Below are 20,010 nucleotides of genomic sequence, written 5' to 3' on the forward strand. Positions count from 1 at the left end.
CCCGCTGATCCGATGTCAGAGCCGGTCCGAGCCAGACCTTGATCGCGATGTCCTCGCCATAAGACGGTTCACCAGTTGAGGGTATGCGTATCAGGCTCGCCGTCGTCGTCATAGGCATTGCGGGTGTCAGCGAAGGCCAGCTCTGCGACCGGAACTCTTCGAGCCACCACAGCATGGAGACCCGCCTCAGCAGGTCCAAGTGCGATCAGCAGGTCACCGTCGCGGAACCCATGCACGTGCGCGTCGTCGATGAACTGCCTCCTGCCGTCGGAAAACCGCAAGAGCACCCCGGTGTGTTTCGCCACGCCTGAACGATACGAGTCCGCCGGAGGCAGCGTCTGTGCGGCATGTCCGGACGCACCGGTTAGACGACCAGCAGGCGGATCGCCGAGGCTATGTGCCGGTTTCGACATGGTTTCGGGGAACGTCGCCCAGAATGTGCGGCATGACATCGTCAGATCGCGAGCGAGAGACGGTCCCAGGCTTCCTGTTCGCGGCGGGGCTTGCTGACGCCGTCCGTTTCGCCCGAACGGGCCACGGCGCGTTCGTTGACTGCTTCGACGTCAACGTGGACTTCACGATTCACCCGGGCGGCACAGACGTTCGCGTTGTCGGACTCGGCGAGGATGACCCCGACAGTGAGTATCGAGTGGTTGGGGACACCGAATACCGCTTGGCCCACCGCTACGACACGAACACCGATGGCCCCCCGCTGGTCACCCAGCAGTGGACCACAACCGACCTCACGGGCGAGCGGGAATGGACCACTGTCGGGACTCCCTTGGGATTGATCGAGGGCATCTTGCCCGATGGTGATGTCGAGGTTGTTTCGAGAGATGAAGACTCGACAACGTACAAGTGCCTCCTCAGCATCGCGGCGATTCAAAAGGCCGTCGGCGAGAACGTCCGTGGGGAGGGATACGACGGGAGCGAACCGGGCGTGGACACAAGGATCGTCATTGATGCGGCCGGTCTTCCCAGGAGCATTCACCCGCACTACATGCACTGGCCCTTCACCTTCTCGGGATGGGGAACCACACCCCTGGTCACCGCACCTGACGCGTCAACAATGTCCTGGTTGGACTGGGAAATCTCGGGTCACACGCCACCCGAAGAGAGCTGAACGGGCCGCGACCTACTCCTGGATGAGCGTCCGGACATCGGCATGTCCGGAGGTTTGAGCACGCGGGGCGCCAGGTGTGTCGGGCACGGAGTCACAGCGCCGTGGCGGTTCGCTCCGTGCGCTCACCCCGCAAGACGGCGGTTGTGAGGCGCACATCCCGCGTGCTGATCTGATGGATCGTCGAGGGTGCGGAGACCACCATGTGTGCTGACTGCAGCGGCCCCACCATCAGTCGCCGCCGCGCACTGTGGGTGCCACCCGCCGTGGTCGGTGCCACCCTGCTGGGCGCTTCGCCGGCGGAGGCCGCCACGCGGAAGGTTCCGCTGCTGCGACGCTCCGCATGGGACGCACGTCCCGCGACCAAGCCCTTTGTCCGCCATCGGATCAGCCACATCACCATCCACCACAGCGGCGTCATCCTGCGCGACAACCGGACCGCGCCCGCGCAGCTACGCACATTTCAGGCGGACCATCAGGCGCGGGGGTGGCCTGACATCGCCTATCACCTGCTGATCGACCGGCATGGCAACGTCTACCAGGGTCGCCCGATATGGGCGGTGGGCGACACCAACACGGACTACAACCCGCGCGGGCACCTACTGGTCATGGCGCTGGGCAACTTCGAGGAGCAGGCTGTCTCGACGGCCCAGTTCAGCGCCCTGCTCAACGTGTTGGCCTGGGGAAGCTCCCGTTTCGGCATCGCTCCGGCCGCGATTCGCGGTCACCGGGCGTATGCCTCGACACTCTGCCCGGGTGCCGACCTGCGGCGCCTCATCTTCAACGGCACAGTGCGGCGTCGTGTACGACGGCGCCGGGGACACGTGACGATGCGGGCCCTGAGCGTGAGCGCCGGCAGAGCGCGGGCCACACGGATCGAGAACGGGACCGATTGAGCGAATCGAGACCGTCGGTGGAGTGCATGGAGCCCATGGAGTGACGAACGGCCACCCCGCGCTGTCGACACGGGGGGAGCCGAGATGCGCGGGGCGGCCGCAGGTCCAGTCTGCCTTGCATCTCAGAACCTGGGACGGTCCGGTCTAGAGAGCCGTGATCCTCACGGCCTTCCCGGGTACCGGCCGTACGGGTGAGGGAGCTGTGTCGGTGATCGGGGGGCCGCAGCACTCCTAGCTCGTGGAACCGCCTCGGCCCATCAGTGCCGGGGCGGTTCTGCTGCACCTGTGCCCAGCGGGGGCGATGTCGGCGCCCCGACCGGTGCGTCACCCACTCTTCAGGAGCCGCTGAGGAAGCTCCGCTGAGTCATGTCATACGTGGCGAGCGCTTCGCCGAAGAACTGAGAGGCGCTCGTCACGACGCTGCCGAGCTCTTCTCTCTCCGTGTCTTGCAGGATCTCGACCAGGACCTCGTGGTGAATCCGTGACAGGTCGAGAATGCTGAGCCCCTCCGTCACGGCCCAGCGACCGATCACGTACGCCGTGTGGAGAGGGGGCTCGTCGGTCCGGACCAGGTAGCGCAAGAGACCGGTCTTGTAGTCACGTTTCAAGTCCGCCAACCGAGTCATGGCGCTCCCCGGAAAGGAGGAGAGGCCGGTGCCGAAGGTGTTGATGTGTGGCGCCCCAGATACGCCAGACCCTCTTCGAGGTCCAGTGCCGTGTGCATGGAATCCGCGTGGATGCCGAGCTCGACCATGGCGAAGGCAACGTCGGGCTGAATGCCCACGATGACGGTGAGCGCCCCGCGCAGCCGGGACATCTCGGCGATGTTGCCCAGGGTTCGCGAGCCGAACGAGTCCAGGACGTCAAGGGCGCCGACATCGATGATCACACCGCTCGACCGGTGCTGACCGATCTCCTGGATGAGGTCGTGCTGGAACCTCTCCATCTGGGCATCGTCCAGCGCAGTATGGATCGATGCGAGCAGGTACCGCCCCTGCCGCAGTATGGAAACCAGTGCCGGCCCCGTGTCCACTTACTCCACCAACCCGTCCTGCCGACGCATGGTGTAGCCGATCAACCGCTCGGCCTCTTCGAGGCCGCCCTGAAGGTCGCCGATGGTGTTCATCTTGCTCAGGTCGACTCCGATGGTGACCAGTGTCTGAGCGATTTCCGGCGACAGCCCGGTGATGATCACGCTCGCTCCCATCAGGCGGGACGCGTCCACCGTGCGCACCAGGTGATTGGCCACCGCCTCGTCGACGTCAGGTGCACCGGTGATGTCGATGACCACCACCTTGGCGCGGTGCGTCCGGATCCCGATCAGGAGCTGCTCGGTCAGCTGTCGTGCCCGCTCGGTGTCCAGGACGCCGACGATGGGCAGGATCAGCAGCCGCTCTCGAACCGGCAGCACGGGAGTGGACAGCTCACGGATGGCATCCTGCTGTTGCCGGATGACCCGCTCCCGCTCATCGACGAAACTGACTGCCACGGTGTTGGCGATTCTGTTGGCTGCGGGTTCGTACGCATCCAGTACGCGGTTCAGCAGTGCGAAGTCCTGCTGGTACTTCTTGAAGAGCGATCGGGCCAGCGCGTCGCGCAGCAGAAGCACGATGCCGACTACTTCCTGGGTCTCGACGCCGCGCGGGATGATGCGTTCCGACAGGTCCCGCGCGTAGTGCTGCAGTGCCTCTACACTGCCCGTCTCCAGCACCTCGACGTAGTTGTCGTAGACGGACGTGGTCTCCAGCTCCATCTCCTGCGGCGACATCGCCTCGAGCAGGTGCGCGTCGTGGATCCTGGTGGCCCATTCCTGGCGCAGGCGTGTGCGGTGCTCACGCAGGTGTGCGACCAGCTGTGGGAGCAGCTCCTGCTCCTCGTCGCTGGCTGCCTGAGCTCGCGATGCCTCATTCATGGGGTGTTCCTTCCTGTCGCCACTTGGTCATGGTCACGGTGGTGCCTCGTCCCAGTTCGGAGACCAGGGTGAATTCGTCCATCAGGCGGCGAGCGCCGGGCAGGCCCATCCCCAACCCGTTGTAGGTGCTGTACCCGTCCCTCAGTGCGCGGTCGACGTCAGTGATGCCCGGTCCGGTGTCGCTCGCTGTCACGCGGAGACCCGGCCGTGGGTCGTCCAGCATCTCGATGAGCACCACTCCCTTGCCGGCGAACCTGACGATGTTGCGCGCTATCTCGGAGACAGCCGTCGCAAGGATGGTCTGATCCGTCCCAGAGAATCCCAGGCGGGATGCCAGCTCACGTGCCTGCTTGCGCGCCAGGACCACGTCTGGTGCGTCGTGGATCGGGACTCGCACCTCGGTGTCACTTTGTTGCCCACGGCTCATCAGCGGAAGGCTCAGGTCCGCGCACACATCGCATTCCAACAAGTGCCGTGCTGCGTGCACCTCCCGTTGTCGGCGACGCTCTCCGCTGGACAAGGCCAACAGCACTGGCCGGCACTGGGGAGTCGGCGCACTGATGTCGTGCAGGGCCAACAAGTACTCGACTCGCAGTCGGGCGCGCGTCCGGTTGAGCTGAGCAGCGACAGCACCGGCAGTCAGTCCCAGGTCGTCGCCCAGCACCCGCGTGTCGAGCCCGGACACCTCGTGGGCCAGGAGGGTCTGACGCTCCCTCTCGGACAATCGCTCCAAGGCGGTGGTGATGGCCTTCTCGTCCTCCTGCCGCAGCAGCTCGTCGTCGGGCGCCTCGACAGGGGAAAGGTCGAGGACACGATGTTGGTTGCGACGATGCCGGTCGCGCTCCTTCCACATGGAGGCCACGACATTTCTCGCAGTGACGATCGCATAGGGCTCGAGCGTCCCGGGCTCGATCCGGTGGGCAGCGCCCAGCACCCTGACCAAGGTCTCCTGGACGAGATCCTCGGCGGCTGAGGGATCGCTCACGCGTGCGCGGATGACGCGACGCACGACCGGGATGAGCGCCGTGATGTCAGGGTCCTCGCCGGGGTCCGCCGAGGCATCGGCCGACTCCATCACACCCATGCCTGAACACTACGGCTGATCCGACGCCGAGCACCAAGACGGGGAGTTGACAAGGACGTCGGAGGACGGCGCCCGATGCGTCCCTCCCTGGCCGCTCGGGCACCGTCTTCCCGGACACGGCACAGGTCCTCCCCGGAAACCCGATCCTGTGACCGCGGCGTCCCTGGCGGAGGGACCTCACGACCTCAGGACACCAGGTGACCGTCCCGACCCGTGCCAGTCCAGAGAGGCATGGAGCTGGATCGCCGAGTCCTTGCATGGTCAACCGTCGCCCTTCCGCCTCTCGTAGATGTAGATGCCTTCGGGCACACCAGATGACGGAGATCCGCCGAGAAAGATGTCGCCGCGCTCGAGAGGTCACGTCGATCGCACAGGACTTCCGGCGGAGCTGCTGCGCCTGCACAGGAGGGTGGACACCGAGAAACAACGCAACCGACACGTCATGCACGGCTGACGGGGGCGTGTCACAGGTATGAGCCAGCGATCTTCTGAGGAGGAGAGGGGCGTACCCGCCCCCGAGACCTCCCTGACCCGAAGGACCGCGACGGTGCCGGGGCCGAGCACCAGGCGTTCCCGCCCCGGCCGTCCGCCCCTGCCTTCGCGCGGAGAGCTCGGCCTGGTGGCTGAGCTACCTGCCCACTCCTCCGGAAACCCGCACGACGAGCTGGCCCGGATCACGCAGGAGAACGCACAGCTCCACGAAGCGCTTCGGTCCCGCACCGTGCTCGGCCAGGCAACCGGCCTGCTCATGGCTGCGCTCCGCCTGTCCCCGGACGAGGCGTTCGCGGCGTTGACGAAGATGTCGTCCCACGAGAACCGTAAGGTGCGCGACGTTGCCGCCGGTGTCGTCGCACGGCGAACGCGACCCGGGCTCGGGAGATGATGCACCCACCAGCCCTGTCGGAGCTCATGCGTCTCCTGCCCGAGACCTGGCCCGACCGGCCTCGGCCCGCAACCCGACGCATCAGGGTCGTCCGGACCAGCGAGGACACACCATGATCCCCGTCGTGGCGCCGCCGCTCGTCGAGCCACCCGTGCGCCTGCGGCGGTTCAGGGCCCATCGGCAGCCCGAGGGCCGTGCGAAGCTGCCTGGCCAGCTCACCCACCTCACCGAGGAGCCGAGCGGTGATGACCGACCACCGTCATCTTGGCTGTCGCGTCGGAGCCGGGAACGCCGACGGGCTCCACGCCGCGCGGCGCCGGCCGTGCTGATGTGCCTGAGTGCAGCGGTCGCCCTTGCAGCCGCCATGGTCCGACGCAAGCAAGCCGGTGCCTCGACATGAATCACGGTGACATCAGAACGAGGACGCATCCCGAGCCTCGTGTGGAGGTGAAACGACAGTGAGGTTCCTGCGCAGTCTGTTGGGGGGCCTGCTGTGGCTGTTGGCCAGCCTCGAGGCCGAGGAGACACTCCAGCTGCCGGCACGCGACGCCACCAAGACCGAGAAGGGGTCGGCCAAGGCGAAGGAAGACGTAGCGCGGGGACGGCAGCTTCGCCTGAGCCGAGGAGAGAGTCAGGAAACGGGCCACGGCACGGGAGACACGGGCACGGGCCCAGCGAAGGAGAAGTCCGATGGCACGAACTGAGAAGCGATCCAGCAAGTCGGCGAAGATCCTCTACCAGCCTGTGGGGCTCATCAGCAGCGTGGTGGCGGGCGTCGTCGCCGGCCAGGTGTTCAAGCAGGTGTGGAAGCACGCCACCCCCGGTGATCAGGAAGACGCACCGAAGGCCCTGGAGTCGGAGTACAACCTGCGTGAGGTGCTCATCGCGGCACTCGTGCAAGGCGCCATCTTCGCAGCGGTCAAGGCACTGGTGAACCGAGGTGGTGCCAGGGCGTTCGAGCGCTGGACCGGCGAGTGGCCCGGGGATTGATCGCCGATGTGCGCAGGCCATCGCGATGTACCGCCAGGTTTGGGTGGTCGCGCCGCAGGGCAGGAACAGTGATACCCGCGGGGGTGGGCGGGTCGATGCTCACGCCGTCGAGCCCAGGCGGCGTGCCAGGCAACCGAAGGCGCTGACATGACGTCGTTGGTAGCAGTTGAGCGCAGGAAAAGCAGGGAGACGCGAGCAAGGCGCACCCAGGAGCTGTTCGGTCGCGTGCACGGGACCGACGACTCCGAGGAGCGTCGTCGGCTGCTCGACCAGATCATCGTCCTCAACATGACGATGGCCGATGCCGTCGTCTCCCGCTACACGGGCAGAGGGGTCGCCCGGGAAGACCTGCGTCAGGTCGCCTACGCGGCTCTCACCCGAGCAGCGCAGCGTTTCGATCCCACGCAGGGCAGCGAGTTCGTCGCGTTCGCGGTCCCGACCATGCGAGGCGAGGTCCGCAAGTACTTCCGCGACCACGCCTGGATGGTCCGTCCGACTCGGCGTATCCAGGAGCTCCAGCCACTGATGAACCGCGCACAGGACGAGCTGTGGCACGAGCTCGGACGATCCCCTCGTCCCAGCGAGATCGCACATCGCATCGGGGAACCACGCGAGGTCGTGGTGGAGGCACTGGGTACCGAAGGTTGCTACGCGCCATCGTCCTTGGACAGGCCGGTCAATGCGGACGGCTCCGGCCCCCCGTTGGGCGAGCTTCTGAGCGCAACCGACGATGCCCGGGACCTGGCCGAGGCCCGCGTCGTCCTGCTGCCGGTCATCCGCCGGCTCAGCGAGCGAGACCGCCGGATCCTGGCGTTGCGGTTCGTGCACGGGCTGACGCAACGCGAGATAGCAGCGGACATCGGTGTCACCCAGATGCAGGTCTCTCGTCTCCTGAACCGCATCTACCGTGACCTGCGTCTCGGCATAGGCGGTCTCGATGACAAGGTCTGACGGGATCCGTCGACGAACCCGTTCGGCGATGTCGTGCCCTCGCCCGTGCATGAAAGGCGTCGGGAGGGGCACGACGTGGAGGACGGGGCTGGAGCGAGGGAGGCAACAGTGGCCAGGATCGACCAGGACGACGCACGCGCAGAGCTCGTGGCAACGCTGCTGGACAAGGTGCAGCAGGATCAATATCCATCGACCACGATGCTGGATCTCATCGAGGAGCTGTTGACGCCCGAGGAGACGCCGGCGTACGTCGTCTTCCTGCAGGACCGCATTCGCTCGGAGTCGTATCCGAGCATTCCGTTGCTGAAGCGTCTCACCGCGCTCGTCTGAGGCTCGGAACTGCCGGGTGTCCTACGGCAGATCTGCCTGTGATGTGCGTAACACACAGCAACGTGGGTAAGGAAAGAGACGAGCACGACGGGGCTCGAGCCTTCCGCAGATCGGTTGTCTCGAGTGGGGTGTTCGGGGATGCGTCGCCGGGTCGGTGACGTCGAGGGAGCAACAGGGAGAACCATGTCCGCTGCCAAAATTGGGCTCGGGGTGGCCGCCGGCTACCTGCTGGGCCGTACCAAGAAGTTCAAGCTGGCCATCACCGTGGGGAGCATGCTCGCCGGCCAGCGCATAGCCACCAACCCACAGGCGTTGATGAAGCAACTGGGGGAGCTGGCCGACAAGAATCCGGAGTTCGCCAAGCTGCAGGACCGGATCAAGGGCGAGCTGTTCACCGCCGCGAGAAGCGCGGCCATCTCCGTCGCCAGCAACCGTCTGGATTCCGCCAACAAGGCGCTCACCTCGCAGCGTCGGGGCGATGACGAGGACGAGTACGACGACTACGAGGAGGACGAGCAGGCGCCCGAGGAGGACTACGACGAGGAGCCTGAGGACGAGGAGTCTGAGGACGAGGAGTCTGAGGACGAGGAGTCCGAAGAGCCTGCTGATGAGTACGAGGACGAAGAGTCCGAGGACGAGGAGCCTGAGGACGAGGAGTCCGAGGGCGACGACGCCGAAGAGCCTGCTGATGAGTACGAGGACGAAGAGGCCGAGGACGAGGAACCTGAGGACGAGGAGTCCGAGGACGAGGAGTCCGAAGAGCCTGCTGACGAGTACGAGGACGAAGAGGCTGACGAGCCCGAGGACGAGCCTGAGGACGAGCCCGAGGACGACGGGGCCGAGGACGAGCCTGAGGACGAGGCCGATCAGCCCGAGGACGAGGATGACGAGGAGCCGGTGAGCCGGTCCTCCCGTTCATCCCGGCCGCGGCGCGGTCGCTCCCGTCGTACAGCCAAGAAGTCGGCAGCCAAGAAGTCCGCACCGGCGAAGAAGTCGGCTCCGGCCAAGAAGTCGGCAGCCAAGAAGTCGGCTCCGGCGAAGAAGTCTGCGGCCAAGAAGGCGTCGCCGGCGAAGAAGTCCGCCGCGAAGAAGTCCGCGCCGGCGAAGAAGTCGGCTCCGGCCAAGAAGTCAACGGCCAAGAAGACCTCGCCCGCGAAGAAGGCGACGGCCAAGAAGACGACGACCAAGCGGACGTCGACTGCCAAGAAGTCGGCACCGGCGAAGAAGTCGGCGCCCGCCAAGAAGGCAGCCGCCAAGAAGGCGCCGGCCACCAAGTCCACGGCCAAGAAGTCCACGGCCAAGAAATCCGCCTCGCGGAGCCGTTCGCGCTCCGGCGCAGGCTCGAGGAGCTGATCGCGATGGCGAAGAACACAGGAACCGAGGGCCTCGACAAGCTGAAGGACTCCGGGTCAGAGCTGCTCCGCAACCTGGGCGACAAGGCCATGGACACGGTCAACGACAAGCTCAGCGGCCTGACCGACAAGCTGACCGACATCGGTGACGGAGGTCCGATCGGCAAGGCCACGGCCAAGGCCGGCGAGGCCGCCGCCCAGGGGGACAACCCGGTCTTGGGTGGTCTGAAGGGCGCAGCGTCCGGCATCAAGGACAAGATCACCGGCGGGGGCGGCGGCAAGAGCGGCGGCGGGAAGGCCACCAAGTCCACCAACATCGTCGAGACGATCGATGTCGGCGTGCCGGTGCGGGTCGCCTACAACCAGTGGACCGAGTTCGGTGCGTTCCCCAGCTTCATGAAGAAGGTGGAGAACGCCGAGGCAACCGACGACAACAAGATCAACTTCAAGGCGCAGATCTTCCTCAGCCACCGCAGCTGGGAGGCGACGATCCTCCAGCAGATCCCCGACGAGTGCATCGTGTGGCGCTCGAAGGGTCAGAAGGGGCACGTCGACGGCGCGGTCACCTTCCACGAGATCGGGCCCAACCTGACCCGCATCCTCGTCGTACTGGAGTACTACCCGCAGGGTCTGTTCGAGAAGACCGGCAACATCTGGGAGGCCCAGGGACGTCGGGCCCGGGCCGAGGTGCGCCACTTCCGTCGCCACGTGATGACGCGGACCATCCTCGATCCCGACGGGGTCGAGGGGTGGCGCGGCCGCATCGAGGACGGCGAGGTCGTGGAGAGCCATGAGGAGGCTCTCGAGCGCGAGGAGCAGGAAGAGCAGGAAGCGGACGAGAGTCCAGAGGACTCCGAGGACGAGTACGACGAGGAGGGTGAGTCCGAGGACGACGAGGCCGAGGAGGAGCCCGAGGACGAGTACGACGAGGAGGGTGAGTCCGAGGACGACGAGGCCGAGGAGGAGCCCGAGGACGAGTACGACGAGGAGGGTGAGTCCGAGGACGACGAGGCCGAGGAGGAGCCCGAGGACGAGTACGACGAGGAGGGTGAGCCCGAGGAAGACGAAGCCGAGGAGGAGCCCGAGGAGGAGGAAGAGGAGTCACCGCCACGCCGGCGCCGCGCCAGCTAGCAGATCCGACCACCAGACCTCAGGCTCACCACGAAAGGACACACCGTGACTGTTCAGACCACGCAGCGCCGCGGCGGCGGCTATCTCGAGCGACCCGCCCCGAGCGGGCTCGCCGACGTCCTCGAGATCATCCTCGACAAGGGCATCGTCATCGACATCTACCTGCGCGTCTCGCTGGTGGGTATCGAGCTGCTCACCATCGATGCGCGCATCGTCATCGCGAGCGTCGACACCTACCTGCGCTTCGCGGAGGCGACCAACCGCCTCGACCTCTACGAGCACGGTGGCAAGGACCTGACCGAGGTTGTCGGCGACCTGCAGGAGAGCGGCGCCGCCAAGAAGGTCGGTGGAGCCGTCAAGGGGGTCAAGAAGGCGATCAAGGGCGGCAGCGACGACGACGACCGCTCGTCGAGTCGCAGCAGGTCCTCGCGCCGACGTCAGACCGAGGATGCCTGAGGCTCACGAGCGCGCCCCCGAGACCGGGTACTACGTCTACGGCGTGGTCCCGGCCCCCGGGGGCTCGCCCCTGCCACTGCAGGGCATCGACCAGGCTGACGTCGAGTACGTCGCGTACGAGGAGGTGGCCGCAGCGGTGTCGGTCATCGCTCTCGACCGCCCTCCCGGACGCCGGGCCGAGCTGATGGCGCACAACTCGGTCGTCGACGCGCTGGCCAACGCCACCACGGTGCTGCCGGTGAAGTTCGGCTCGATCATGGCGGACCGCGACAGCGTCATCCACGACCTGCTCGCCCCGTCGCACGATCGTTTCGCGGACCTCCTGGCCAACCTGGCGGGCTGTCGCCAGTTCAACCTGAGGGCCACCTACGTGCAGGACCAGGTCCTGGCCGAGGTGGTGCAGAGCAATCCGGAGATCGCCGAGCTCAGACGACGGACGCGGGAGCTGCCCGAGGGCACGATGCACCCCGACCTGGTGCGGCTGGGTGAGCTCGTCTCGCGCGTGCTCGAGGACAAGCGCGACGACGACGCCCGCACCATCCTGGACACGATCCGACCGTTTGCGCTGGACGAGGCGCGTCGGCAAGGTGGGGGAGTGGACCACTTGCTGGACCTGGCCGTGTTGGTCGAGGACGAGCGGATCGCCGAGTTCGAGGACGGCCTCGAGCAGCTGGCCGAGGCGTTGCACGAGCGTGTGCGTCTGCGCCTGGTCGGACCGGTGGCGCCGTACGAGTTCGCGGGCGCCGGCTGATGGGCCTCATCAAGGGCATCCTCGGTCTGCCGACAGCACCGCTCCGCGGCGTCGTCGCGGCGGCCGAGCAGGTGCGCCAGCACGCCGAGGAGGTCTTCTACGACCCGGTGGCGATCCGTCAGCAGCTGGAAGAGGTCGAGCGCCAGCGGGCCGAGGGCATCCTGAGTGATGCTGAAGCAACGATGTGGGAGGACGAGCTCGTCGAGCGGCTGTTGGTCGCGCGGGACCGTCCCAGAAGGGAGCAGTGATGGCAGCGAGCACGTCTCGGTCATCCGGCACCAAGAAATCGAGCACGCGCAAGACCGCCGCCAAGAAGAGCAGCGACGAGGGAAACGAGGACCAGAGCACCACCACCAAGAAGAGCGGCAGCAGCTCGACGAGGAAGGCGTCCCCGCGCTCGCAGAGTGCGCCGCGCGCAGAGTCGCGTCCGGCCGCGCGCGCCAGCCAGGTCGCCGCCAAGGCTGCCGGTGAGCTGCTCGAGCTGACCGGCAAGGCCGTCGAGGGCGTCACCGGACTGGAGAGCACGGACGACGGCTGGACCGTGCAGGTCGAGGTGGTCGAGATGCGCCGCATCCCGGACACCACCGACGTGCTGGCGCTCTACGAGGTCAGCACCGACAAGCAGGGTTCGCTGCTCGGCTACCGGCGGCTGCGCCGCTACGCCCGGGGAACACCGGGTGACGACTGATGACCGAGGCTGCTGGCACCCCCGCCACCTCTCGTCCCTACTCCAGCTCGGTGGAGCGCAGCTCCTACGGACCTGCGCCCGCGAACCTCGCCGACATCCTCGAGCGGGTGCTCGACAAGGGCATCATCATCGCGGGTGACATCAAGGTGAACCTGCTCGACATCGAGCTCCTGACGATCAAGATCAGGCTGCTGATCGTCTCGGTCGACAAGGCAGCCGAGATGGGCATCGACTGGTGGCGCAACGATCCGATGCTCAGCTCGAGCGAGCAGGGACTGGCCGACGAGAACCGCGAGCTGAGGCGCCGACTCGAGGAGCTGGAGGCCGGCTCGGGGGGAGACAGGGCCGATGCCTGAGTCGCAACCCGAGCACGGTCGCTACCTGTTCGCCTTCGCTCGAGGGCTGGATCCAGCGCGGCTGGTGGGTGTCCTGGGCCTTCGTGGCGCGCCACTCGAGGTGGTCGAGCATCGGGACCTGCAGGCGGTCGTCTGCTCGGTGGACCTCGAGGAGTTCGGCGAGGACCGGCTCAAGGAGCACCTCGAGGACATGGAGTGGCTCGAGGAGGTCGCCCGCACGCACCACGATGTCGTCTACGCCGTCTCCGAGGTAGGTGCCGTCGCCCCCACGCGGCTGGTCACCATCTGTTCCGACGACGCCAGCGTGCGGGGACGCGTCGAGACTCTGCACACCCAGCTGTCCGAGGCGCTCAGCCGTGTCGAGGGGCGACGCGAGTGGAGCGTCAAGGTCTACGCAACGAGGCCGGCGCCACCGGAGACCGTTGACGCGGGGCGACCGGCGTCCGGCGCGGCGTACCTCCAGCGCAAGCGCGAGCAGGCGGCCCAGCGGCGGTCGACCGGCGACCAGCACCTTCGAGAGGCCGACGAGATCCACCAGACGCTGACGCGTTCGGTGGTCGCGACCAGGGTGCTGCAACCGCAGGACCCTCGGCTGACCGGCAGGGCCGACACCATGATCCTCAACGGTGCCTACCTCGTCCCCACGGAGGAGACCGACGGCTTCCGCGCCGTGGTGTCCCGTCTGGCCGAGCTCAACCCGACGCTGGAGATCGAGCTGAACGGTCCGTGGCCGCCCTACTCCTTCGCCACGCTCGACTGACATGAGCGAGATCCAGAGCTCCGTCGGGGGACAGCTCTCGGTGCGGGATGCCGGCCAGATCTCGCTCGTGGACCTTCTGGATCGACTCCTCGGCACCGGTGTCGTGCTGGCCGGTGACGTGCTGATCTCCCTGGCTGGGGTGGACCTGGTGCAGATCCGGTTGCACGCGCTCATCACGACCGTGAGGGCGGACATGCCGGTTCCGCGCAACCTGCAAGGAGGAGGCACAGATGGCTGAGAACGCCCGTCGACTGCTGACCCAGCGGCTCGAGACCGACCCGGACTCCGTGGAGCGCGACCTGTTCAAGCTCGTGCTCACCATCATCGAGCTGGTCCGCCAGCTGATGGAGGCCCAGGCGCTGCGCCGGGTGGAGGAGGGGGACCTCACCGACGACCAGGTGGAGGCCCTCGGGCTCGGGCTGAGTCGGCTCGAGGAGGCGATGGAGGACCTGAAGTCGCGCTACGACCTCACCACGGAGGACCTGAACATCGACCTCGGTCCGCTCGGCACCCTGCTCTCCGAGCCCTGACGACGTCGGGAAGGGTGCTGGCACACCACGACGTCCGCCTGCGCGTGCGCCGTACCTTTCGGTAACTTTTGTGACTATTCAGTATGGCGTTACGGGCACTCCGCTGGGGGTAGTGGTTTCGGAATGCCGGGGAAACACCCCGGCGAGGGAGGTTCTGGAAATGACCCACAGCAACGCCATCAGGCGGCTGGGCCCGACGGGGCTCATCGCCGTCGTACTGGCACTGTCGATGACTCTGTTCGGAGCGGCGGTGGGCAGCGCATCAGCCGCTACCGCCCCAGGAAGGATCCACGCCAAGGCCAAGCACGTGAAGATCACCGCGCCGGTGCGCGGGGTGACCGCTGGCGGCCGCGTCGTGCGAGCGGTGTTCGTTCCCAAGCACTTCCAGACCACCGCGGGAGTGCTGACGGCGCGAGGGATCCTGAAGGGTCGCATCGTGCGCCCGGGTCCCGACCTGAAGTTCCTCAAGCGTGGAGTGGTCATGAAGGTGGCCTCGGTCGACGGTCACCGGGCAACGGCGCCGGCCGCGCGGGCGGCGGCCTTCCCGCCCACCCCGCCGGCGGGCGCGTGCAACGTGCTCAACCTGGTGCTGGCTCCGCTGGACCTGAACATCCTGGGGCTGCAGGTGCACCTGAACCGGGTGGTGCTCAACGTCATCGCCCAGTCGGGTGCGGGACAGCTGCTGGGCAACCTGCTGTGCTTCGTGGCGGGTCTCCTCGATGGGGGCAGCCCGTTGTCCAACCTGCTCGGCCGGGTCACCACCCTGCTGAACCGGATTCTCGGGGCCCTCGGAGCGCTGCGCGCCTGACGCACGACAGCTAGCGGGGTTCGGGGCGGCGAGCCAACAGCTCGCCGTCCCGAACGCTGCGGACGGTCGATACTGCTGCCCGAGCACCGGCTGGCCTCGAAAGGTCGGCCGTGCGTGTGCGTGAGCGTCATGTCTCGGGATCCGCGGTACTGGGTACGAGGCATCCGTGACCACCGATGCGTCCGACCACTTCGTGCGCGTCCGCGGAGCCAGCGAACACAACCTCCGACACGTCGATGTCGACATCCCGCGCGACGCCATGGTCGCGTTCACCGGGATCTCCGGGTCGGGCAAGTCGTCGCTGGCCTTCGGGACGCTGTACGCCGAGGCGCAGCGCCGGTACTTCGAGTCGGTGGCGCCGTACGCGCGGCGGCTGCTGCAGCAGGTCGGCGCTCCGCACGTCGAGGAGGTGACCGGACTGCCGCCGGCGGTGGCCCTGCAGCAGCGACGCGGCGCAGCGACGTCCCGATCGTCCGTCGGCACCATCACCACCCTGTCCAACCTGGTGCGGATGCTCTACTCACGGGCGGGGGACTACCCCGCCGGAGCCGACCACCTCGCCGCCGAGGCGTTCTCACCCAACACCGCGGCCGGGGCGTGTCCCCGCTGCCACGGTCTGGGTGTCGTCCACGACGTGACCGAAGAGCTGCTCGTCCCGGATCCGTCCTTGAGCATCCGTGAGGGAGCGATCGCCGCCTGGCCCGGCGCCTGGCAGGGCGCCAACCTCCGGAGCATCGTCTCCGGTCTCGGCATCGACATCGACAAGCCGTGGCGTCGGCTGAGGAAGAAGGACCGCGACTGGCTGCTCTACACCGACGAGCAGCCGTCGGTGTACATCGAGCCTGAACCTGACCGCGTCGACTACGGGTACTACGGCAAGTTCTGGAGTGCACGCAAGCACGTCATGCACGTGCTGGCCGACTCCAAGAGTGAGCGGATGCGCGAGCGGGCACTGCGGTTCGTCGAGGACGCGCCCTGCCCCGAGTGCCATGGCAGCGGTCTGCGCCCCGAGGCACGCGCGGTGACCTTTGCGGGGAGGTCGATTGCCGAGCTGAACGACCTGCCACTCGGCGAGCTGGTCGGCATCCTGCGCCCGTTCGCGGACCTGCCCGAGGACACCAACGAGGTCGCCGTGCGCATCTGCAGTGACCTGGTGGCCCGCGTCGAGGTGCTGCTCGACCTGGGGTTGGGATACCTCAGCCTGCGACGGAGCTCGACGACGCTGTCACCCGGCGAGACGCAGCGCCTGCGGATCGCCACCCAGCTCCGCTCCGGGCTGTTCGGCGTCGTCTACGTGCTGGACGAGCCCTCTGCCGGCCTGCACCCGGCCGATGCCGAGCCGCTGCTCGAGGTGCTGGACCGGCTCAAGGAGTCCGGCAACTCCCTCTTCGTCGTGGAGCACGACCTCGACGTCGTACGCCGGGCGGACTGGGTGGTCGACATCGGCCCGGGAGCAGGTGAGTCCGGGGGTCGCGTGCTCTACAGCGGTCCGGTCGCGGGTCTCGAGGATGTCCAGGAGTCGATCACCGGCGCCCACCTGTTCGGTCGTGCTGAGCCGTTGGAGCACGACGTGCGTGCTCCCGACGGCTGGTTGCGGCTGGCTGGGGTGTCCCGCCACAACCTCCGCGACGTGTCTGTCGACATCCCGCGCTGCGTGCTGACTGCCGTCACCGGCGTCTCCGGGTCCGGCAAGTCGACCCTGGTCAGCCAGGTGCTCGCGGAGGACGCACGTGCTCTCGAGTCCTTCGACCGGCTGGTGCTCGTCGACCAGCGTCCGATCGGTCGCACGCCGCGGTCGAACCTCGCGACGTACACCGGGATGTTCGACACCGTACGCAAGCTGTACGCCGCGACGGACGAGGCGCAGCGGCGCGACTACGGTCCGGGCCGCTTCTCCTTCAACGTCCCCGAGGGCCGGTGCCAGACGTGCGAGGGGGAGGGCTTCGTCGCTGTCGAGCTGCTCTTCCTCCCCGGCACCTACGCGCCGTGTCCGACGTGCCACGGTGCGCGGTACAACGCCGAGACGCTCGAGATCAGCTATCACGGCAAGAACGTCGCGGAGGTGCTCGACCTGCCGGTCGATGCTGCGGCGAGGTTCCTCGCCGACGTGCCGGCCGCGGCCCGGAGCCTCGAGACGCTTCGCGAGGTGGGGTTGGGCTACCTCCGGCTGGGACAGCCGGCGACCGAGCTCAGTGGGGGAGAGGCGCAACGGATCAAGCTCGCCACCGAGCTCCAACGCGCCCGCCGAGGCCACGCGCTGTACCTGCTCGACGAGCCGACGTCGGGGCTGCACCCTGCGGACACCGCTCTGCTCCTGCGGCAGCTGCATCGCCTCGTCGACGCCGGCAACACCGTGGTCGTGGTCGAGCACGACCTCGATGCGGTCGCCACGGCCGACTGGGTCATCGACCTGGGCCCGGGCGGGGGAGACGCCGGTGGTCGCGTGGTTGCGACCGGCACTCCGTCCGACGTCGCCAGGGTCGAGGCCAGCGCGACTGCGCCGTACCTCGCACGCCGGCTGGAGCGGGCCCTGAACGGGGTGACCGACGGCTATCCACGGCGCGCGGTCCGGCGTCCACGTCGCGCGTCGTGAGGACCGAGGTCATGGCTCCCTCCCGCGAAGGAGAGGTGCGGTGATGCGACCACGCGCTGCGACGGTGTCGCCGTGAGCTGGCGGGGTACCGGCATCGGATGAAGCCTACGAAAGTCGGCCTCGTCGCGGATCCGGCCGCCCCTACCGAGGTCGCCGATCGGGTGGGCAGGCTCCGTCCTCACGGCAAGGACGACGGCGACTGGGACATCGAGGTCGTCAGCCAGCCCTTCACCATCGACTGCGAGGACATCGAGACGGCGGTGGGGCGACTACGAGACCAGGCGGACGAGCACGAGTGGGATCTGGTCGTGGGGCTCACCGAGCTTCCGCTTCGTGATGCCGACGGCTCGTACCTGCTGGTCGAGACCGACCCGCAGTGCCGAACTGCAGTGATCTCGCTGCCTGCGCTCGGCGGCGTCCGGGTGCACGCACGCACCCGTGCCGCCCTGCGTCGGCTCCTCACCGGCATGGTCGACTCCACGTCGAAGGAACAACATCGCGTGCCGCTGCCTCGGCGCAGAGGCCGCTGGCGCCTGCTCCTGGGCATGGTGCTGGCCAACCGTCCGTGGTTGCTCGTGCCCGGCCTGAAGTCTGCACTGGTCGCGGCCTTGGCGACCGGTGCCATCGCCACGATCAACTCCACGGTGTGGCTGCTCGCCGGTTCCTTGTCCTGGTGGCGCCTGACGGTCGCGACGGTCGTGTCCATCGCGCTGGTCGTCGGCTGGATCGTGATCGACGGCGAGCTCTGGGACAGACCTGAGAACGACTCAGCGGAGGCTCGGGAGAGGTCCCGTCTCTACAACACCTCAACCCTGCTGACGCTGACTACGGGGGTGCTCATCTGCTATGCCGCGCTGTACGTCGTGAACCTGGCGTGGGCGATGTTCATCCTGGATCCGGGCCTGATGGGCAGCTACCTGAAACAGCCGATGGGATACGGCGAGCTGTTCGTGCTGACCTGGTTCGTGGCGTCGGCGGCCACCGTCGGCGGTGCGCTCGGCACCGGTCTGGAGTCGGACGAGGCGATCCGGGCAGCGGCGTACTCCAAGCGTGAAGAGGAGCGCCGGGAGCGCCTCGCGGGGGACCGCGACTGAGAGGTTGGTCAGCGGCCTGTCCGCGCACACTCGCGCGTCCCTCTTGCGGTCCCGCGTCGGCAGTGCCATTGTCCGTTAGGAAAGTTTCCTAACGAACCGGAGGCGCGGATGAGGCCGGGAACTCCACGGCTGCTGCGCGGCATGAACGACCGGGCCGCCCTCGACCTGCTGCTGGAGCACGGACCGCTGTCCCGCACGCGGCTCGGTGAGCTGACCGGGCTGTCCAAGCCGACCGCCTCCCAACTCCTGGCGCGGCTGGAGCGTGCCGGCCTGGTCGTCGCGACCGGCGTCCGGGAAGGTGGGCCTGGCCGCAACGCGCAGCTCTACGAGATCAACCCTGTGAGTGCGTACGCCGCCGCGCTGGACGTCACGTCGACCCGCATCGTGGCCGCCGTCGCCGATGTCAGTGGCAGCGTCGTCGGCAGGTCAGAGCTCCGCACCCGGCGCGGTTCGGGGGTGACGGCCATCCAGCAGGTCGAGCGCGTGCTGGATGACGCACTGGCGGGCGAGCCCGGGGTGGGTCGAGCCGATCTGCACCGCGTCGTCATCGGGACTCCGGGAGCGTTCGACCCGACGACGGGGCGACTCCGCTACGCCCGGCACCTCCCGGGCTGGCACGACCCCGACATGCTCGCCCGTGTCTCGGACGCCGTCGGTGTGCCGGTCGAGGCCGAGAACGACGTGAACCTCGCCGCGGTGGCCGAGCGGGAGGTCGGGCGGGCGGTCGGAGTCGACAACTTCGTGCTGCTCTGGGCCGAGGAGGGGCTCGGCGCCGCCATCGTGATCGACGGCCGCCTGCACCGAGGCGCCACCGGCGGGGCCGGCGAGGTGGGCTTCCTCCCGCTGCCCGGCACGCCGCTCGTCCGCCACGTGAGCCGCAGCAACACGGGTGGTTTCCAGGAGCTCGCCGGCGGTAAGCAGGTGCTGGCCCTGGCCCGGTCGATGGGCCTGCGGGCACGTAGCCCCGAGTCGGCCGTCGCTCTGGCGCTCAGCACACCTGGCTCCGGGGACCAGCTCCTCCAGCTGGTCGGCGAGCGGGTCGCTCTCGGGCTGGCGTCCATCGTCGCCGTCCTGGACCCCGCGCTCATCGTGCTGGGCGGCGGGGTCCTGAGCGCTGGCGGCGAGCGACTCGCGGACATCGTGCGCGCAGAGCTGGCCGACCTGACCGTGGCCCGCCCCTTGCTGGAGCTCTCCGCGGTCTCGGAGGCTCCCGTGCTGACGGGAGCGCTGCACACCGCGCTCGCCGCGACCCGCGAGCACGTCTTCGACACCCTGCAGACCCACCCGACCCTCTCGGTCACCACCTGAGCACCGACCAGTAGGAG

General features: G+C 67.8%; 25 protein-coding genes and 1 pseudogene. 21 read left to right on the top strand and 5 right to left on the bottom strand.

From position 1 onward, the window contains the following. Window positions 1-68: 68 nt before the first annotated feature. Window positions 69-305, bottom strand: coding sequence for a hypothetical protein (locus tag H976_RS30065; RefSeq protein WP_155918261.1), 237 nt, complete (start codon window positions 303-305; stop codon window positions 69-71). 140 nt (window positions 306-445) lie between these two features. Between H976_RS30065 and H976_RS0115190 the strand changes: the two genes are divergently transcribed. Next, complete coding sequence (locus H976_RS0115190; protein WP_027862247.1) at window positions 446-1,123, top strand: hypothetical protein; 678 nt, start codon at window positions 446-448, stop codon at window positions 1,121-1,123. Window positions 1,124-1,386: 263 nt separating this feature from the next. Continuing rightward, window positions 1,387-2,016, top strand: a complete 630-nt coding sequence (locus H976_RS26555) for a peptidoglycan recognition family protein (protein WP_196804103.1) — start codon at window positions 1,387-1,389, stop codon at window positions 2,014-2,016. A 335-nt stretch (window positions 2,017-2,351) separates the two neighbouring features. Here H976_RS26555 and H976_RS0115205 read toward each other — a convergent pair whose 3' ends face one another. The 4 genes from H976_RS0115205 to H976_RS29600 are packed head-to-tail and all read right to left on the bottom strand — an operon-like array spanning window position 2,352 to window position 5,012. Beyond that, complete coding sequence (locus H976_RS0115205; protein WP_196804104.1) at window positions 2,352-2,624, bottom strand: phosphatase RsbU N-terminal domain-containing protein; 273 nt, start codon at window positions 2,622-2,624, stop codon at window positions 2,352-2,354. Between the two features lie 14 nt (window positions 2,625-2,638). After that, entirely contained in the window at window positions 2,639-3,049 is a 411-nt protein-coding gene (locus tag H976_RS26560; protein ID WP_081682938.1) for an STAS domain-containing protein, read from the bottom strand. Next, entirely contained in the window at window positions 3,050-3,928 is an 879-nt protein-coding gene (locus H976_RS0115215; protein WP_027862249.1) for an STAS domain-containing protein, read from the bottom strand. After that, on the bottom strand, window positions 3,921-5,012 hold the full coding sequence (locus tag H976_RS29600) for a sigma-70 family RNA polymerase sigma factor (protein ID WP_027862250.1): 1,092 nt from the start codon (window positions 5,010-5,012) through the stop codon (window positions 3,921-3,923). The genes H976_RS0115215 and H976_RS29600 overlap by 8 nt, the downstream gene beginning before the upstream one ends. 619 nt (window positions 5,013-5,631) lie before the next feature. Here H976_RS29600 and H976_RS30415 point away from each other — a divergent pair. From H976_RS30415 to H976_RS0115315, 19 genes and pseudogenes are all read left to right on the top strand, one after another. After that, a complete protein-coding gene (locus H976_RS30415; protein WP_027862251.1) occupies window positions 5,632-5,895 on the top strand; it encodes an ANTAR domain-containing protein in 264 nt (87 codons plus the stop codon). A gap of 458 nt (window positions 5,896-6,353) precedes the next feature. After that, window positions 6,354-6,599, top strand: a complete 246-nt coding sequence (locus H976_RS0115230) for a hypothetical protein (protein WP_027862252.1) — start codon at window positions 6,354-6,356, stop codon at window positions 6,597-6,599. Beyond that, the gene (locus H976_RS0115235; RefSeq protein ID WP_027862253.1) at window positions 6,586-6,885 is read left to right on the top strand and encodes a DUF4235 domain-containing protein; all 300 of its coding nucleotides are present in this window, start codon (window positions 6,586-6,588) and stop codon (window positions 6,883-6,885) included. Before H976_RS0115230 ends, H976_RS0115235 begins: the two co-directional genes overlap by 14 nt. Before the next feature lie 147 nt (window positions 6,886-7,032). Beyond that, window positions 7,033-7,836, top strand: a complete 804-nt coding sequence (locus H976_RS0115240; RefSeq protein ID WP_027862254.1) for a sigma-70 family RNA polymerase sigma factor — start codon at window positions 7,033-7,035, stop codon at window positions 7,834-7,836. 108 nt (window positions 7,837-7,944) lie between these two features. After that, window positions 7,945-8,166: a hypothetical protein gene (locus tag H976_RS0115245; RefSeq protein ID WP_036226748.1), complete on the top strand. Its 222-nt coding sequence runs from the start codon at window positions 7,945-7,947 to the stop codon at window positions 8,164-8,166. Window positions 8,167-8,349: 183 nt separating this feature from the next. Then, window positions 8,350-9,519, top strand: coding sequence for a hypothetical protein (locus H976_RS0115250; protein WP_027862256.1), 1,170 nt, complete (start codon window positions 8,350-8,352; stop codon window positions 9,517-9,519). 5 nt (window positions 9,520-9,524) lie between these two features. Continuing rightward, window positions 9,525-10,649 carry an SRPBCC family protein gene (locus H976_RS26570; protein WP_036226752.1) on the top strand — a complete coding sequence of 375 codons (1,125 nt, stop codon included), beginning with the start codon at window positions 9,525-9,527 and terminating at the stop codon, window positions 10,647-10,649. A 102-nt stretch (window positions 10,650-10,751) separates the two neighbouring features. Continuing rightward, a pseudogene (gene gvpJ, locus H976_RS31155) lies at window positions 10,752-10,904 on the top strand (gas vesicle protein GvpJ); the annotation flags it as partial. 193 nt (window positions 10,905-11,097) lie between these two features. Further along, window positions 11,098-11,856 carry a GvpL/GvpF family gas vesicle protein gene (locus H976_RS0115265; protein WP_027862258.1) on the top strand — a complete coding sequence of 253 codons (759 nt, stop codon included), beginning with the start codon at window positions 11,098-11,100 and terminating at the stop codon, window positions 11,854-11,856. Further along, complete coding sequence (locus H976_RS0115270) at window positions 11,856-12,104, top strand: gas vesicle protein GvpG (protein ID WP_027862259.1); 249 nt, start codon at window positions 11,856-11,858, stop codon at window positions 12,102-12,104. The genes H976_RS0115265 and H976_RS0115270 overlap by 1 nt, the downstream gene beginning before the upstream one ends. Next, on the top strand, window positions 12,104-12,544 hold the full coding sequence (locus H976_RS29610; RefSeq protein WP_081682940.1) for a gas vesicle protein: 441 nt from the start codon (window positions 12,104-12,106) through the stop codon (window positions 12,542-12,544). Before H976_RS0115270 ends, H976_RS29610 begins: the two co-directional genes overlap by 1 nt. Beyond that, window positions 12,544-12,900: a gas vesicle protein gene (locus H976_RS0115280; RefSeq protein ID WP_027862260.1), complete on the top strand. Its 357-nt coding sequence runs from the start codon at window positions 12,544-12,546 to the stop codon at window positions 12,898-12,900. Before H976_RS29610 ends, H976_RS0115280 begins: the two co-directional genes overlap by 1 nt. Continuing rightward, on the top strand, window positions 12,893-13,660 hold the full coding sequence (locus tag H976_RS0115285; protein ID WP_027862261.1) for a GvpL/GvpF family gas vesicle protein: 768 nt from the start codon (window positions 12,893-12,895) through the stop codon (window positions 13,658-13,660). Before H976_RS0115280 ends, H976_RS0115285 begins: the two co-directional genes overlap by 8 nt. A 1-nt stretch (window position 13,661) precedes the next feature. Beyond that, the gene (locus tag H976_RS0115290) at window positions 13,662-13,898 is read left to right on the top strand and encodes a gas vesicle protein (RefSeq protein ID WP_051276883.1); all 237 of its coding nucleotides are present in this window, start codon (window positions 13,662-13,664) and stop codon (window positions 13,896-13,898) included. Beyond that, window positions 13,891-14,190, top strand: coding sequence for a gas vesicle protein K (locus tag H976_RS0115295; RefSeq protein WP_027862263.1), 300 nt, complete (start codon window positions 13,891-13,893; stop codon window positions 14,188-14,190). The genes H976_RS0115290 and H976_RS0115295 overlap by 8 nt, the downstream gene beginning before the upstream one ends. Before the next feature lie 160 nt (window positions 14,191-14,350). Then, entirely contained in the window at window positions 14,351-14,998 is a 648-nt protein-coding gene (locus H976_RS28920) for a hypothetical protein (RefSeq protein WP_051276884.1), read from the top strand. Between the two features lie 166 nt (window positions 14,999-15,164). Continuing rightward, window positions 15,165-17,591, top strand: coding sequence for an excinuclease ABC subunit UvrA (locus H976_RS26585; RefSeq protein WP_081682941.1), 2,427 nt, complete (start codon window positions 15,165-15,167; stop codon window positions 17,589-17,591). A gap of 98 nt (window positions 17,592-17,689) precedes the next feature. Then, a complete protein-coding gene (locus H976_RS0115310; RefSeq protein ID WP_027862264.1) occupies window positions 17,690-18,685 on the top strand; it encodes a hypothetical protein in 996 nt (331 codons plus the stop codon). Between the two features lie 108 nt (window positions 18,686-18,793). Beyond that, window positions 18,794-19,993, top strand: a complete 1,200-nt coding sequence (locus H976_RS0115315; RefSeq protein ID WP_027862265.1) for an ROK family transcriptional regulator — start codon at window positions 18,794-18,796, stop codon at window positions 19,991-19,993. Window positions 19,994-20,010 lie beyond the last annotated feature (17 nt).

This window comes from Marmoricola sp. URHB0036 (genome assembly GCF_000426045.1).
Taxonomy (GTDB): domain Bacteria; phylum Actinomycetota; class Actinomycetes; order Propionibacteriales; family Nocardioidaceae; genus Marmoricola.

Bases quoted from the DNA above. Each gene is read 5' to 3' on its own strand.
- H976_RS0115190 (WP_027862247.1), top strand. From the start codon at position 446: ATGACATCGTCAGATCGCGAGCGAGAGACGGTCCCAGGCTTCCTGTTC.
- H976_RS0115215 (WP_027862249.1), bottom strand. From the start codon at position 3,928: ATGAATGAGGCATCGCGAGCTCAGGCAGCCAGCGACGAGGAGCAGGAG.
- H976_RS29600 (WP_027862250.1), bottom strand. From the start codon at position 5,012: ATGGGTGTGATGGAGTCGGCCGATGCCTCGGCGGACCCCGGCGAGGAC.
- H976_RS0115235 (WP_027862253.1), top strand. From the start codon at position 6,586: ATGGCACGAACTGAGAAGCGATCCAGCAAGTCGGCGAAGATCCTCTAC.
- H976_RS0115240 (WP_027862254.1), top strand. From the start codon at position 7,033: ATGACGTCGTTGGTAGCAGTTGAGCGCAGGAAAAGCAGGGAGACGCGA.
- H976_RS0115250 (WP_027862256.1), top strand. From the start codon at position 8,350: ATGTCCGCTGCCAAAATTGGGCTCGGGGTGGCCGCCGGCTACCTGCTG.
- H976_RS26570 (WP_036226752.1), top strand. From the start codon at position 9,525: ATGGCGAAGAACACAGGAACCGAGGGCCTCGACAAGCTGAAGGACTCC.
- H976_RS0115265 (WP_027862258.1), top strand. From the start codon at position 11,098: ATGCCTGAGGCTCACGAGCGCGCCCCCGAGACCGGGTACTACGTCTAC.
- H976_RS0115270 (WP_027862259.1), top strand. From the start codon at position 11,856: ATGGGCCTCATCAAGGGCATCCTCGGTCTGCCGACAGCACCGCTCCGC.
- H976_RS29610 (WP_081682940.1), top strand. From the start codon at position 12,104: ATGGCAGCGAGCACGTCTCGGTCATCCGGCACCAAGAAATCGAGCACG.
- H976_RS0115280 (WP_027862260.1), top strand. From the start codon at position 12,544: ATGACCGAGGCTGCTGGCACCCCCGCCACCTCTCGTCCCTACTCCAGC.
- H976_RS0115285 (WP_027862261.1), top strand. From the start codon at position 12,893: ATGCCTGAGTCGCAACCCGAGCACGGTCGCTACCTGTTCGCCTTCGCT.
- H976_RS0115290 (WP_051276883.1), top strand. From the start codon at position 13,662: ATGAGCGAGATCCAGAGCTCCGTCGGGGGACAGCTCTCGGTGCGGGAT.
- H976_RS0115295 (WP_027862263.1), top strand. From the start codon at position 13,891: ATGGCTGAGAACGCCCGTCGACTGCTGACCCAGCGGCTCGAGACCGAC.
- H976_RS28920 (WP_051276884.1), top strand. From the start codon at position 14,351: ATGACCCACAGCAACGCCATCAGGCGGCTGGGCCCGACGGGGCTCATC.
- H976_RS0115310 (WP_027862264.1), top strand. From the start codon at position 17,690: ATGAAGCCTACGAAAGTCGGCCTCGTCGCGGATCCGGCCGCCCCTACC.
- H976_RS0115315 (WP_027862265.1), top strand. From the start codon at position 18,794: ATGAGGCCGGGAACTCCACGGCTGCTGCGCGGCATGAACGACCGGGCC.